Here is a 14052-nt window from a genome sequence, read left to right as displayed (position 1 = left end):
GCCCACGAGGGCAGCCGGGTCCGGCTCTGCAAGGGGGCGTACAAGGAGCCGGAGTCGGTGGCCTACCAATCCTCCGGCGACGTCGACAAGTCCTACGTGCGCTGCCTCAAGGTCCTCATGGCCGGCCAGGGGTACCCGATGGTCGCCAGCCACGACCCGCGGCTGGTCGAGATCGCCGGCGCCCTGGCCGCCAAGAACGGACGCGCCCCCAGGTCCTTCGAGTACCAGATGCTCTACGGCATTCGGCCCGAGGAGCAGCAGCGCATCGCCGACCGCGGCGACCAGATGCGCGTCTACATCCCCTACGGCGAGGAGTGGTACGGCTACCTCATGCGCCGCATGGCCGAGAAGCCGGGGAACCTCATGTTCTTCCTCCGCGGCGTCGCGACGAAGGGCTGACGTCATGGCCACCACCGCGATCTTCGGCGCCGGCGTCATGGGGGAGACCCTGCTGTCCGGCCTGATCCGGTCGGGCCGGGACGTGGCCGACCTCTCCATCACGGAGAAGCGCACCGACCACGCCGCCGCGCTCAACGCCAAGTACGGCGTGAGCGTGCTCGACAACGCCACGGCCGCGAAGTCCGCCGACGTCCTCGTCCTCGTCGTGAAGCCGCAGGACATGGATGGGCTGCTCGGCGAGATCCGCGATCACGTGGTCTCGGGCAACCTCGTCGTCTCCCTCGCCGCCGGCATCACCACCGCGTACCTCGAGTCCCGGCTGCCCGAGGGGTCGTCCGTGGTCCGGGTGATGCCCAACACCCCGGCCCTGGTCGACCAGGGGATGGCCGCCATCTCGCCGGGGCAGCACTGCACCCCGGAGCACCTCGACGAGGCCGAGGCGCTGCTGCGCTCGTGTGGTCGGGTCGTCCAGGTCCCCGAGAAGTACCAGGACGCCGTGACCGCGATCTCCGGCAGCGGACCGGCCTACATCTTCTACGTCGTCGAGGCCATGATCGAGGCCGGTGTCGTCCTCGGGCTGCCGCGGGCGACGAGTACCGAGCTGGTCGTCCAGACCCTCTTCGGTGCCGCGACGATGCTCAAGGAGACCGGCGAGCACCCGACGGTGCTGCGCGAGCGGGTCTCCTCGCCCGGCGGCACCACCGTCGCTGCCCTGCGCCAGCTCGACGACCACAAGGTCCGCGCGGCCTTCATCTCGGCGATCGAGGCCGCCGCGCAGCGCTCACACGAGCTGGCCGCCGGGAACCCGTGACGCTCACGGTCCACCGCGTCACGCCCGACGACTGGGAGTCGCACCGCGACCTCCGGCTCGAGATGCTCCAGGCCGCCCCGGACGCGTTCTTCACCCAGTTCGCCGACGTCGTCGACGTCGACGAGGACACCTGGCGCGGGCGGATCGCCACGCAGTGCCACTTCCAGGCCCGCCTCGAGGGCGACCCGGTCGGCTCGGTCGGCGTGTGGGACGACCCCGAGACGCCTGGCGACGCCGCGACCCTCGTCGCGATGTACGTCGCCCCGCGAGCCCGCGGCGCCGGAGTGGGCGAGCGCCTGGTCCAGGCGGTCCTCGACGAGGCCGCCGAGCGCGGTCGGAGGCGGGTCGTCCTCGAGGTCACCGTCGGAAACGTCCCTGCGATCCGGCTGTACGAACGGATGGGTTTCGTCGCCGACGGCACCCGTCATCCGCTGCCCCGCAAGCCCGAGCTCGAGGAGCTGGGCATGGAGAGAGTGCTCGAGACCCCGGTCCCTGAGGCCGGCAGCGACGTGGGAGGCTGACGCCATGACCGACGTGACGGTTCGCTCGCTCGGCGAGGAGGACTGGCAGGAGTTCCGGGCCATCCGCCTTGCTGCGCTTCGGGACTCGCCGGACGCGTTCGCCGCGAGCGTGGACGCGGAAGAGGGCTTCGAGGAGGACTTCTGGCGGCTGCGCCTGCGCCGTTCCACCCGACTCGTCGCGGTGCGGCGGGAGGCTGAGGGCAGCACGGTCGGTCAGTCGGTCGGGGTCGTCAGCCTCGGTGAGGGCAAGGACGAGGAGGGCCGGGTCGCCGAGATCTTCGGGCTCTGGGTGGCCCCCGACGCACGGGGCACCGGCGTGGCGACCAAGCTCGTCGAGGCCAGTGCCGAGCGGGCCCGCCGCGACGGCCGCACGCACGTCTCCTACTGGGTCGGCACCGACAACGGCCGCGCGGTGGCCTTCGCCAGCGGGATCGGCTTCCGTCCCACCGACTTCCGGCGTCCGATGCGGGTCACCCCGGGCGCCGGGGAGGACGACGAGGAGGAGATCGCCATGGTCCTCCCCCTCGGTGAGGACCGCGGCCGACCGGACGTGCTCTGAGCGGTCAAAGGGAACCTCGGTAACGTCACGCCCATGCCGACTCAGGCCGAGGTCGTGTGGGACCCGGGTTTCACGCGGTACGACTTCGGTCCCACGCACCCCATGTCGCCGGTACGGCTGGACCTCACGGCGCGGCTCTGTGACGCGTTCGGGCTCTTCGACCTTCCGGACGTCCACCGCCTCGACCCCGGGATCGCGTCGGACTCCCTCCTGGAGACCGTCCACAGCGCGGCCTACGTGGCCGCCGTCAAGGCCGCCTCCCTCGACCCCGAGACGGCCCACGGCGCATACGGGCTGGGCACCGACGACGACCCGGCCTTCGTCGGTATGCACGAGGCGAGCGCCCGTGTCGTGGCCGGTACCCGGGACCTCTGCGAGGCGGTGTGGAGCGGTGAGACCGCGCACGGGGTGAACTTCTGCGGTGGGCTGCACCACGCGATGCGCGAAGCCGCCTCCGGGTTCTGTATCTATAACGACGTGGCCGTCGGGATCCAGTGGCTGCTCGACCACGGCGTCGAACGGGTCGCCTACGTCGACGTCGACGTCCACCATGGTGACGGCGTCGAGCGCGTCTTCTGGGACGACGAGCGGGTGCTCACGGTGTCGATCCACGAGTCGGGCCGGGCGCTGTTCCCGGGTACCGGATGGCCTGGCGACATCGGCGGGCCGGACGCCCAGGGGTCGGCCACCAACGTCGCCCTACCGCCAGGCGTCGCCGACGCAGGGTGGCTGCGCGCGTTCCACTCCACGGCCCTGCCGGTCGTCCGCGCGTTCCGCCCCCAGGTGCTGGTGACCCAGCACGGCTGCGACACCCACCTGCAGGACCCGCTCGCGCACCTCGCGTTGACCGTCGACGCGCAGCGGGAGGCCGCCGATGCGCTGCATCGGCTCAGCCACGAGGTATGCGACGGACGCTGGGTCGCGCTGGGCGGCGGCGGCTACGAGATCGTCGACGTCGTCCCGCGCACGTGGACGCACCTCACGGCGATCGCCGCGCACCGGCCGATCCCCGTGACGGCCGCGGTCCCCGAGGACTGGCGGGAGCACGTCCGGGAGCTCACCGGGCGACCGGCGCCGTTCCGGATGGGCGACCGGTCCCCGGACGCGGGCCCGTTGTGGTGGCGCTCCTGGGACCTCGGCTACGACCCGGAGGACCCGGTCGACCGGGCCGTCATGGCGACCCGCCAGGCGGTCTTCCCCCTCCACGGGCTCGACGTCTACTTCGACTGACCCCATCGGCTGCTGCGGCGCACCGGGGTCGACGCTTTCGGTCGTACGGGCGTCGGCGGTCTAGCCACTCCGGCCACCGCCGACAGCTCCGCACGGGATGACCTGACAACCGACATCTCGCCCACCGGGCCGCACCTTCTCCGCCCGTGCGGAGCTGTCGAACGAGGGGTGCTCGCCGAGAGGGTCGTCCGCCGATCACCACGCGCTTCCGCGGGAGCGACATCGCGGTGACCGGCGTGGCGGCTTGACTTGGGGAGTGGTTGGGTTCGGCAGTACCTTCCCCAAGCGTCACACCTGCCCCTAGAGTGACGTCTTGCACCCGCGTAGTCGACCGCCGGAGGGGAAGCCGGCGCTGGGCGGGGCAGATCGAGGGTCACATGTCCACAGAGCGGCAGCTCGCCGAGGTGCGGTTCCTGACCGTTGCCGAGGTCGCCTCGATCATGCGCGTGTCGAAGATGACGGTCTACCGCCTGGTCCACGCCGGGGATCTCCCGGCGGTCCGTGTCGGTCGCTCGTTCCGGGTCCCGGAGGACGAGGTGCACAAGTACCTGCGCACCTCCTTCGTCGACACCGCGTGACTCCCTGCGCCACCGGTTCCGACTCGCGTCGGCGCCGGTAGGGCCGTTGGCCGGGCGATGCTCGGCCAACGGGAGTCGACAACCCATCCGATTCCGCGGCGTTTAGGCGGTCCCGCACGCGGACGGTACGATGGCGGACGATCTGTTCGGCGTTAGCTCTGGCTGCCCGCCGACACCACGGTAGGCACGACCAACGCGAGGACGGTCCATGGGTTCTGTCATCAAGAAGCGCCGCAAGCGGATGGCGAAGAAGAAGCACCGCAAGCTGCTGCGCAAGACGCGCCACCAGCGTCGTAACAAGAAGTAGTCACGAGAACTAGTCGCGAGCGTTTCGGACGCTTATCGACGGGCCTCCACCCCCAGCCGGGGTGGGGGCCTTCGTCGTCTCGCTAGGATCGACCAGGTCGCCCGAGGTTTCGTCGTGTTGGGGAGAAGGGGGTTGCCGTGGCCTCCGTCGTGCTCGTCACCGGTGTCTCTCGCTACATGGGCGGTGTCTTCGCGCGGGCCCTCGGCGCCGTCGACTCGGTGGAGCGGATCATCGGCGTCGATGTCGTGCCGCCACCGCACCCGATCGGTCGCACCGAGTTCGTGCGGGCCGATATCCGCAACCCGATGATCGGCAAGATCATCGGCCAGGCCGGCGTCGACACCGTGGTCCACATGAACGTCATCGCGACACCGCTCTCCGCCGGTGGCCGGGTCTCCCAGAAGGAGATCAACGTCATCGGCACGATGCAGCTCCTCGCCGCATGCCAGAAGGCCGAGGGGCTCCAGCGGCTGGTGGTGAAGTCGTCGGCCGCGGTCTACGGTTCCTCACCTCGCGACCCCGCGATGTTCACCGAGGAGATGAGTCCGAAGGCGTTGCCCCGCGCGGGTTTCGGCAAGGACTCGGTCGAGGTGGAGGGCTACGTGCGGGGTTTCGCACGGCGACGCCCCGATGTGGGGATCACGACGTTGCGGTTGGCCAACATCATCGGGCCGGGCATCCGCACCTCGATGACCGACTACTTCGCGCTGCCGTTGATCCCCGCGCCGCTGGGCTTCGACGCGCGCCTCCAGTTCGTCCACGAGACCGACGCCGCGTCGTGCCTGGTCCTGGCTGCGACCGGACCGAAGGCGGTGGGCAACGTCAACGTCGCCGGCGCCGGCGTCATCACGCTGATGCAGGCCGCGGCCATGGTCGGCCGCCCGATCTTCCCCGTCCCGCTGCCCGCGGCCGGCTTCCTCGGCGGCGTGGTCAAGCGGGCCGGCCTCGCCGACTTCTCGGACGACCAGATGCAGTACCTCGCCTTCGGCCGCGGCCTCGACACGACGCGTATGCGTGAGGTGCTCCGGTTCGAGCCGCTGTACTCGACGCGCGCCGCCTTCCTCGACTTCGCCCCTCACGTGACCGCGGTCATCCCGGGTGCGGCCAGCGCGGTGAGCGTGGTCCAGGGTGCGGCCGGGTCTGCGGCCAACGCCCTCGTGCACGCCCTCAACGGACGGGGCGCCTGATGGCCCCGCCGAACAAGCGCCGTACCGCCGCGACCGGGAAGGCCGCCACGGCGGCCAAGGCGGCGCCACCGGCCAAAGCCGGCGCGACCGCCAAGACCTCCACTGCGGCCAAGGCAGCCCCTCCGGCCAGCACGGTCAAGACGGCCGGACGCGCGAAGACGGCCAAGACGGCCACGACGGCGAGGGCGGCCGGCCCCGCGAAGAGCACGTCGGCGGCGGCCGGCGCGGCCCGGCGGACGACGACCCAGGACGCGCTGGCAGCCGGGGCGGCCCGCGCGTCCGGCGAGCGGGCCCGTCGTCGCGGTACGCCGCTGATCGCCGTGCCCACCCCGACCGACTCGTCGACCGCCTCGTGGACCGACGCGTCAACGGTCGCCTCGACCGCTGCCGCCCCGACCCCTGCCGCCCCTGGTGCGATCCCCCCGACAACGAAAGCCCTGCCGGCCACGGCAACACCGGTGCGGGCGCCAGACCCAGCAGGCGCTCCCCGCGCGGGTGGGCGCAAGCACCGCCCGCAGCCCGCGCCGCGCGCCACGAAGCCCACCGCCCGCGTCCTCGCCCGCGAGGGCGGCCGTCGCCGCGAGCCGCCCCGCCCGGTACGCCCGCTCCGACCGGTACCCGATCCGCCGCTCCCCAGTGACGAGCCCCAGCCGACTCCCCAACGCGAGGCGGTCCGGCCCGGCGAGGCGTCGCGGATGGTGGCTCCCGGTGTCGAGGACCTGGTCCAGGCCGGTGTCGCGGCCTTGCGAACGGTCGTCGCCGCGTCCGGGGTCGAGCCTCAGGACATCGAGCGACAGGTCGCCAGCACCCTGGCCTTCCTGCGCCGCCGGCTGACCGGCGACTTCGAGGTCGACGACTTCGGCTTCGACGAGGACTTCACGACGAGCGCATACCTGCCGTTGCTTCGACCCCTGTACAAGTCCTGGTTCCGGGTCGAGGTCCGCGGCATCGAGAACATCCCCGCCGAGGGTGGCGGGCTCATCGTCTCCAACCACTCGGGCACGTTCGCCTTCGACTCGTTGATGACGCAGGTCGCGGTCTACGACGAGACGCCATCGCACCGGCACCTGCGGATGCTCGGCGCCGACTTCGTGTTCCAGACGCCGATGGTCTCGCAGGTCGCCCGCAAGTCCGGGTCCACGCTCGCGACCACCGCCGACGCGGAGCTGCTGCTCTCGTCCGGGGAGCTGGTCGGGGTGTGGCCGGAGGGGTTCAAGGGCATCGGCAAGCCGTTCAGCGAGCGCTACAAGCTGCAACGGTTCGGCCGTGGCGGCTTCGTGGCCAACGCGATCCGGGCCGGGGTCCCCATCATCCCGTGCTCGATCGTCGGGGCCGAGGAGATCTACCCGATGATCGGCAACATGAAGACGCTCGCCCGGCTGCTCGGGGCTCCGTACGCGCCGGTGACGCCCACCTGGCCGCTGCTCGGGCCGCTCGGCATGATCCCGTTGCCGAGCAAGTGGCTCATCGAGTTCGGGGTGCCGGTGCAGACCGCGGACCTCGGACCGGGAGCAGCCGACGACCCGATGCTCATCTTCGACCTCACCGACCAGACCCGCGAGACGATCCAGCAGACGCTCTACTCGCTGCTGATGCAACGCCGCTCGGTGTTCTTCTGACCTCTACGTCGCCGCGGTGGACAGCTCGTCCCGTCCTTCGCTGGGCGTGTCAGCCCGCCGCGGGCGGGGCGGACGTGCCGAACCGTCGGATCGGAGGGGGTTGGCCGTCCCGGTGCCACCGACCAACCCGATCGCGCCCTGACGCACACTGGTCCTCGTGAGCACGACGCGGATCACCCTCATCGGACGGCCCGGCTGCCATCTCTGCGACGACGCGAGGGCGGTCGTCGAGCAGGTCGCGACCGAGCTGGACGTCGACTGGGACGAACGGTCCATCGACGACGACCCAGAGCTGCGCGAGCAGTGGGCCGACCACATCCCCGTGACCCTGGTCGACGGCCGAGCGCACGACTTCTTCCGCGTCTCGCCGGACCGGCTCCGGGCGGCGCTGAACCGGCCGCCGCGCCCCGTCGGCCCGCCTCCGGGTGACGCACATCACACCCACGCGGCGGAGCTGCCGTAGGGCCGTCCACGGGCTGGCCCCAGGGTCGTCGCGACTTTGTGCCGACGTTCACAACCGCATACGCTGACAACACCACGCGCTCCCTGCCACCGGGCGAAACTCTCCGGCCGACCTCGCTGGTCGGCCCCGCGTTCGCTTGGGGCCACAGCTGAAAGGAGCCGGTGACCAACCATGTCCGCCGACGCCGCGACCCGCCGGGAGATCCCCGACGCCACGGTTGCCCGGCTGCCGGAGTACCTGCGCGCGCTGACCGACTTCGCCGAGCGGGGCACCAAGAGCGTCTCATCCGAGGAGCTGGCCACGGCCGCCGGGGTGCGCTCCACCCAGCTGCGCAAGGACCTGAGCCACCTGGGCTCCTACGGCGTGCGCGGTGTCGGGTACGAGGTCGACCACCTGGCCGTGGAGATCTCCCGCGCCCTCGGGCTCAGCCAGGACTGGCCGGTCGCCATCGTCGGGATGGGCAACCTCGGCCGTGCCCTCGCCGCCTACTCCGGCTTCACGTCGGGCGGGTTTCACGTGGCCGCGCTGTTCGACGACGACCCGACCGTCGGTGGGGGCCGCGTCGGTGACGTCCTCATCAGCCCGATGAGCGAGCTGCGCCGGCTGATCCGCAGCCGCAGGATCGCCATCGGCGTCATCACCACCCCGGCACCGTCCGCGCAGCAGGTCTGCGACGCGATGGCCGCCGCCGGGATCCGCTCGATCCTCAACTTCGCGCCGGCCGTGCTGACCGCCCCGTCCGGCGTCAACGTGCGCCGAGTCGACCTCGGCACCGAGCTCCACGTGCTGGCCTTCCGTGAGATGCAGGTCGACTCCCTCGACCAGCCCGTGGGGGTCGCCCGGTGAGTCTGCTCGTCATCGGCCTGTCCCACCGCTCCGCGCCGATCGCCTTGCTCGAGGCTGTCGCGGGCGCGCCCACGGGCGCTCTCGCGCACCGGGTCTCGGCCTCCGACGCGGTCGGGGAGTCGGTCGTCCTCAGCACGTGCAACCGCCTCGAGGTGTATGCGGAAGCGCTCACCTTCCACGGGGCGGTGGCCGCGATCGGAGAGTCGCTCGCGGACGTCAGCGGCGTGGACCGGGCCGAGATGACCGCTCATCTCTACGTGCACTTCGAGGACCGCGCCGTCGCCCACGCCTTCTCGGTGGCCGCCGGGCTCGACTCGATGGCGGTCGGCGAGGCGCAGGTCCTCGGCCAGCTCCGCGACGCGCTCCGGGCCGGCCAACGCGCGGGCACCGTCGGAGAGTCGCTGAACTCCCTTCTGCAGCAAGCGCTTCGGGTCGGCAAGCGTGCTCATCACGAGACGGCGATCGACACGGTCAGCCGCTCCCTGGTCGAGGCCGGACTCGACGAGGCGGAGCGGTTGCTCGGCGACCTCGAGCGCCGCACGGTGCTCGTCGTCGGCGCCGGCGGGATGTCCAGCCTGGCCGCCACCACCGCCGCCCGGCGTGGTGTCGGCAGCCTCCTCGTCGCGAACCGCACCCTGGCGCGCGGCGAGCGGCTGGCCGAGGGCACCGGCGGGCGCGCCGTCGAGATGGTCCGGTTGGTCGACGCGATCGCCGAGGCGGACGTCGTCGTCTCTTCCACCGGATCGGCCCAGTACCTCATCGGCGCCGACCTCGTCGGCGTCGCGGCGGCTCAGCACCGGCACGACCGGGTCTTCGTCGACCTGGCTCTGCCCCACGACGTCGACCCGTCGGTCGCCGACCTGCCCGGCACGACGCTGGTCGGCCTGGCCGACCTCGGCGCGATCCTCACCGAGCGGGCGGACGTCGAGACGCTGCCCGAGGTCCAGGCCGTGCGAGACCTCGTCACCGGCGAGGTGGCCGGCTACCTCGCGGCGCGGATGGTGAAGTCGGTCGCCCCGACCGTGGCCGCCCTACGGTCGCGCGCTGCCGCGGTCGTCGCCGGTGAGATGGAACGGCTCGACCACCGGCTGCCCGACCTCGACGAGGCGACGCGTCAGGAGCTCCAGCACGCGGTGCACCGGGTCGTCGAGAAGCTGCTCCACACGCCGACCGTCCGGATCAAGGAGCTGAGCAGCGACGGCCACGGCGAGGACTACGCGGCCGCGTTGCGCGAGCTGTTCGACCTCGACCCCCACACGGTCGCGGCGGTGTCGACGCCGCCGACAGCGGTGCACCACGAGCTGGGCGGTGCGTCATGACGACCCTGCGCCTCGGCACCCGACGCAGCACTCTCGCCCTCGCTCAGGCCCACGAGGTGGCCGACCGGCTGGGGGCGCTCGGCCACGACGTCGACCTCGTCCCGCTCTCGACCCTCGGCGACCAGTCGTCGCACGCGCTGACCACGATCGGCGGGACCGGCGTCTTCGCCGCTGCCATCCGCCGGGCACTGCTCGACGGCGAGATCGACCTGGCGGTCCACTCCCTCAAGGACCTGCCGACCGCTCCCGAACCCGGTCTCGTCGTGGCGGCCACGCCGACCCGGGAGGACCCGCGCGACGTGCTGGTCGCCCGCGACGGACTCACCCTCGGCGAGCTGCCGGCCGGGTCGGTCGTGGGTACGGGTTCGCCGCGGCGGGCCGCCCAGCTCGGGGCCCTCGGTCTCGGCCTCGACGTGGTTCCGGTCCGCGGCAACGTCGACACCCGTCTGGACCTCGTTCGGACCGGCGCCGTCGACGCGGTGGTCCTCGCCCGTGCCGGGCTGGTCCGCATCGGCCGGGTGACCGAGGCCACCGAGACCATCGACCCGCTGCAGATGCTGCCGGCCCCCGGGCAGGGAGCGCTGGCCGTCGAGTGCCGTGAGGACCGCGCCGACGTCCGCGCCGCGATCGCCGCGCTGGACGACGAGGACACGCGGGTATGCGTGACCGCCGAACGCGCGCTGCTGGCCGCCCTCGAGGCGGGGTGCACCGCACCGGTCGGCGCGCTCGCCGAGATCGTGGAGGGTGAGGACGGGCCCGAGCTGTCGCTCCGCGCCTTCGTCGGAACCCCGGACGGGTCGGCCGAGCTGCGCCGCTCCGTCGTCGCGCCGGTGGCCGATCCGGTCGCCGCCGGCCATCGGCTCGCCGCCCTGCTGCTCGAGGACGGCGCCGCCGGCCTCGCCCTGACCAAGAGCCCACCAGCCGCCGCGAGCCGTTCGCCCGGCCCGGCGGAGCTGCCCGATGGCATACCCCGCCCGATTTCGACGTTCACCACTAACCACCAACACCACACGGAGCAGGTCTCGTGACCCCCACTGCCACCACTCGCGCCGGCAAGCCAGTCGGCCGCGTCGCCTTCGTCGGGGCCGGCCCCGGCGATCCCGGACTCGTCACCCTGCGAGCCCGCGACCGGCTCGCGGCCGCCGACACCATCCTCATCGACCAGCTGAACCGCGACGAGCTCATCGCCCGGTTCGCCGGATCCGACGTCACGCTCGTCGACGCCGGCCACGGCGAGCACGGCGAGGAGCTGACCCGCGCGTCGCGCGCCAAGCTGCTGGTCCGCACCGCCAAGGCGCTCGGCGGCGACGGACTCGTCGTCCGGCTCCTCGACGGCGACCCCAGCCTGTTCAGCGGGTTCGCCGAGGAGGCGCTGGCCCTGCACAAGGCCGGCATCCCGTTCGAGGTGGTCCCCGGCGTCAGCGCCGCCTCCGCCGTGCCGATGTACGCCGGCGTCCCGCTGACGACGCAGCAGGCCACGGCCGTGCACGTCGTCGACGCGGGCGACCGCCGGGTCGACTGGGCGCCGGCCGTCCCTGACCACGTGACGGTGGTGGTCCTCGGAGCACCCGAGACCCTGGCCTCCGCCCTCGGCGGCCTCCTGGCGGCCGGCCGGTCGGCGGAGACGCCCGTGCTCCTCACCGAGCGGGGGACGACGACCCAGCAGGTCAGCCGGGTGACGACCCTCGGGGAGTCGGCGGCCCTGCTGGCCGAGTCCACGCTGATCTTCCCGACGCTCGCTGTGGTCGGCCAGAGCGTGGCGCTGCGCTCGGAGCTGTCCTGGTACGAGACCAAGCCACTGTTCGGCTGGACGGTGCTGTTGCCCCGCACCAAGGACCAGGCCGGCGCGACCAGCGAGCGGCTGGCGTTCTACGGCGCCCACGCCGACATCGTGCCGACCATCTCGGTCGAGCCGCCGCGTACGCCGCAGCAGATGGACCGCGCCATCAAGGGGCTCGTCACCGGCCGCTACGAGTGGATCGGGTTCACCTCGGTCAACGCGGTCAAGGCCGTGCGCGAGAAGTTCGAGGAGTCGGGTCTGGACGCTCGCGCGTTCTCGGGCCTCAAGATCGCGGCCGTCGGCGGCGTGACCGCCAACGCGCTCCGCGAGTGGGGCCTGGTGCCCGACCTAGTCCCGTCGGGCGAACAGTCGGCAGCGGGCCTGCTCGCCGACTGGCCGGAGTACGACGACGTCCTCGACCCCATCAACCGGGTCTTCCTGCCGCGCGCCGACATCGCCACCGACACGCTGGTGGCCGGCCTGCAGGACATGGGCTGGGAGGTCGACGACGTCACCGCCTACCGCACCGTCCGGGCCGCTCCGCCGGCTGCCGAGGTGCGCGACGCGATCAAGTCGGGTGCCTACGACGCGGTCGTCTTCACGTCGAGCTCGACGGTCCGCAACCTCGTCGGGATCGCGGGCAAGCCGCACCCGTCGACGGTCGTCGCGGTCATCGGTCCGGCGACGGCGAAGGCGGCCGAGGAGGCCGGTCTGCACGTCGACGTCATGGCGCCCGAGGCGTCCTCCGACGCCCTCGTCGACGCCCTGGCGGCACACGGACTCGGCCTGGCGGTCGCCGCCCAGGAGGCCGGTGGGCCGGTGCGCCGACCCAGCGCGACGAAGGCCACCGCCCGGCGCCGAGCCCGCTGACGCATACCGAGGCCACGCGATGGGTGTCGAGCTCCCGGTGACCCGCCCCCGGCGGCTGCGGCAGAACGCCGCGGTCCGGGCGATGGTGGCCGAGACGCGGCTGCACCCCCGCGACTTCGTGCTGCCGGTCTTCGTCAAGGAGGGGGCCACGGCGCCGACCCCGATCTCGAGCATGCCCGGGGTGGTCCAGCACACCCTGGACTCGCTCGTCGACGAGGCTCGGGCGTGTGTGGCGGCCGGGGTCGGCGGTTTCATGATCTTCGGCGTGCCGACGACCAAGGACGCGGTCGGGTCCGGAGGTGACGACCCCGACGGCATCCTCAACGTCGCCGTCACCCGGGTCCGCGAGGCGGTCGGCGACGACCTCGTCGTCATGGCCGACCTCTGCCTCGACGAGTTCACCGACCACGGCCACTGCGGCGTCCTCGACGAGCAGGGCCGCGTCGACAACGACGCCACGCTCGAGCGGTACGCCTCGATGGCCGTGGCGCAGGCCCGTGCCGGCGCCCACGCGGTCGGGCCGAGCGGGATGATGGACGGCCAGGTCCGCGTCGTCCGGTCCGCCCTCGACGAGGCCGGGTTCATCGACACGATCGTGTTCGCGTACTCGGCGAAGTACGCGAGCGGGTTCTACGGGCCGTTCCGCGAGGCGGTCGAGTCCTCCCTGGTCGGGGACCGGGCGACCTACCAGCAGGACCCGGCGAACGTCGTCGACGCGCTGCGCGAGATCCAGCTCGACCTCGACGAGGGCGCCGACATCGTCATGGTCAAGCCCGCGCTGCCGAACCTCGACGTCGTGCGAGCGGCCACCGAGATCGCGACCGTGCCCGTGGCGGCCTACCAGATCAGCGGCGAGTACTCGATGATCGAGGCGGCCGCCGAGCGTGGCTGGATCGACCGGCGCCGCTGTGCCCTGGAGGCACTGACGTCCATCAAGCGGGCCGGCGCGCAGATCACCCTCACGTACTACGCCCGGGAGGCCGCGGCCTGGCTCGGCGCATGATGATCGACTCCCGGCGCCGTCCGGCGTCGATACCCACCGCCACGAGCATGACCGCCCCAACGATGAGGCCGCTGGCGATCGCCGTGGCCGCCAGGCCGTCCGACCCGGCGACGCCGGTCAAGGCGACCATCAGGCCGACGACGCCGCAGGTCAGGGTGAAGCACCCGAGCCAGAGGAACACCTCCTGCCGGAACACCATCCGGAACACCAGCCAGTGCACCCCGAGCACGGTCGCGACCCAGGGCAGTGAGGCGCTGGGGATCTCGAGGACGCGGATGGCCAGCTGGGTACCCCCGATGATGAGGATCACCTCGAGCGCCACGACGATCCAGAACGCCTGCATCTGACGGGCGTCCGGCCGCACGGCGTCCGGGTCCTCAGGGACCCGCATGATCGCGCGGAGGTCCCAGAGGAACCAGGCGACGCCGATCCCGATGGCGACGTTGGTCCAGGGCTCGCCCAGCGGCCACGCGTTGAGCACGACGAAGAGCACGCCCCCCACCGCACCGATGAGGGCGCCCACCCGCGCACCGTTCCACTGCACCGAAGGTCGAGCCACG

Annotated in this window: 16 protein-coding genes; 15 read left to right on the top strand and 1 reads right to left on the bottom strand. The window is 72.3% G+C overall.

Going from position 1 to position 14052, the window contains the following annotated elements; all coding sequences use genetic code 11:
• From VIG79_RS16675 to hemB, 15 genes are all read left to right on the top strand, one after another.
• Nucleotides 1–399, top strand: a 399-nt coding sequence (locus VIG79_RS16675) for a proline dehydrogenase family protein (protein ID WP_331887634.1), incomplete at its 5' end; no start/stop codon positions are given.
• Between the two features lie 4 nt (nucleotides 400–403).
• Nucleotides 404–1210, top strand: coding sequence for a pyrroline-5-carboxylate reductase (gene proC / locus VIG79_RS16670; protein ID WP_331887633.1), 807 nt, complete (start codon nucleotides 404–406; stop codon nucleotides 1208–1210).
• Nucleotides 1207–1731 (top strand): GNAT family N-acetyltransferase, encoded by a 525-nt coding sequence (locus VIG79_RS16665; protein WP_331887632.1) that lies wholly within the window; start codon nucleotides 1207–1209, stop codon nucleotides 1729–1731. The genes proC and VIG79_RS16665 overlap by 4 nt, the downstream gene beginning before the upstream one ends.
• Before the next feature lie 4 nt (nucleotides 1732–1735).
• Nucleotides 1736–2290, top strand: a complete 555-nt coding sequence (locus tag VIG79_RS16660) for a GNAT family N-acetyltransferase (protein ID WP_331887631.1) — start codon at nucleotides 1736–1738, stop codon at nucleotides 2288–2290.
• A 33-nt stretch (nucleotides 2291–2323) separates the two neighbouring features.
• The gene (locus tag VIG79_RS16655) at nucleotides 2324–3520 is read left to right on the top strand and encodes an acetoin utilization protein AcuC (RefSeq protein WP_331887630.1); all 1197 of its coding nucleotides are present in this window, start codon (nucleotides 2324–2326) and stop codon (nucleotides 3518–3520) included.
• A 377-nt stretch (nucleotides 3521–3897) separates the two neighbouring features.
• Nucleotides 3898–4098: a helix-turn-helix domain-containing protein gene (locus VIG79_RS16650; RefSeq protein WP_331887629.1), complete on the top strand. Its 201-nt coding sequence runs from the start codon at nucleotides 3898–3900 to the stop codon at nucleotides 4096–4098.
• 208 nt (nucleotides 4099–4306) lie between these two features.
• Entirely contained in the window at nucleotides 4307–4405 is a 99-nt protein-coding gene (locus tag VIG79_RS16645; protein WP_003792170.1) for a 30S ribosomal protein bS22, read from the top strand.
• 137 nt (nucleotides 4406–4542) lie between these two features.
• Nucleotides 4543–5592, top strand: coding sequence for an NAD-dependent epimerase/dehydratase family protein (locus VIG79_RS16640; RefSeq protein ID WP_331887628.1), 1050 nt, complete (start codon nucleotides 4543–4545; stop codon nucleotides 5590–5592).
• On the top strand, nucleotides 5592–7211 hold the full coding sequence (locus tag VIG79_RS16635) for a lysophospholipid acyltransferase family protein (RefSeq protein ID WP_331887627.1): 1620 nt from the start codon (nucleotides 5592–5594) through the stop codon (nucleotides 7209–7211). Before VIG79_RS16640 ends, VIG79_RS16635 begins: the two co-directional genes overlap by 1 nt.
• A gap of 157 nt (nucleotides 7212–7368) precedes the next feature.
• Nucleotides 7369–7674 carry a glutaredoxin family protein gene (locus VIG79_RS16630; RefSeq protein WP_331887626.1) on the top strand — a complete coding sequence of 102 codons (306 nt, stop codon included), beginning with the start codon at nucleotides 7369–7371 and terminating at the stop codon, nucleotides 7672–7674.
• Between the two features lie 171 nt (nucleotides 7675–7845).
• Complete coding sequence (locus tag VIG79_RS16625; protein WP_331887625.1) at nucleotides 7846–8520, top strand: redox-sensing transcriptional repressor Rex; 675 nt, start codon at nucleotides 7846–7848, stop codon at nucleotides 8518–8520.
• Complete coding sequence (locus VIG79_RS16620) at nucleotides 8517–9839, top strand: glutamyl-tRNA reductase (protein WP_331887624.1); 1323 nt, start codon at nucleotides 8517–8519, stop codon at nucleotides 9837–9839. Before VIG79_RS16625 ends, VIG79_RS16620 begins: the two co-directional genes overlap by 4 nt.
• Nucleotides 9836–10867, top strand: a complete 1032-nt coding sequence (gene hemC / locus VIG79_RS16615) for a hydroxymethylbilane synthase (protein WP_331887623.1) — start codon at nucleotides 9836–9838, stop codon at nucleotides 10865–10867. The genes VIG79_RS16620 and hemC overlap by 4 nt, the downstream gene beginning before the upstream one ends.
• Complete coding sequence (locus tag VIG79_RS16610; protein WP_331887622.1) at nucleotides 10864–12489, top strand: bifunctional uroporphyrinogen-III C-methyltransferase/uroporphyrinogen-III synthase; 1626 nt, start codon at nucleotides 10864–10866, stop codon at nucleotides 12487–12489. Before hemC ends, VIG79_RS16610 begins: the two co-directional genes overlap by 4 nt.
• Nucleotides 12490–12508: 19 nt before the next feature.
• Complete coding sequence (gene hemB / locus VIG79_RS16605; protein WP_331887621.1) at nucleotides 12509–13492, top strand: porphobilinogen synthase; 984 nt, start codon at nucleotides 12509–12511, stop codon at nucleotides 13490–13492.
• On the opposite strand, the gene VIG79_RS16600 is transcribed toward hemB, so the two are convergent.
• On the bottom strand, nucleotides 13449–14052 hold a 604-nt coding region (locus VIG79_RS16600; RefSeq protein ID WP_331887620.1), incomplete at its 5' end, for a hypothetical protein. The genes hemB and VIG79_RS16600 overlap by 44 nt on opposite strands.

The organism is Lapillicoccus sp. (assembly GCF_036559105.1).
GTDB lineage: Bacteria > Actinomycetota > Actinomycetes > Actinomycetales > Dermatophilaceae > Lapillicoccus.
The sequence above is the reverse complement of the archived record's forward strand: the minus strand, read 5'-3'. Positions and strand labels throughout refer to the sequence as shown.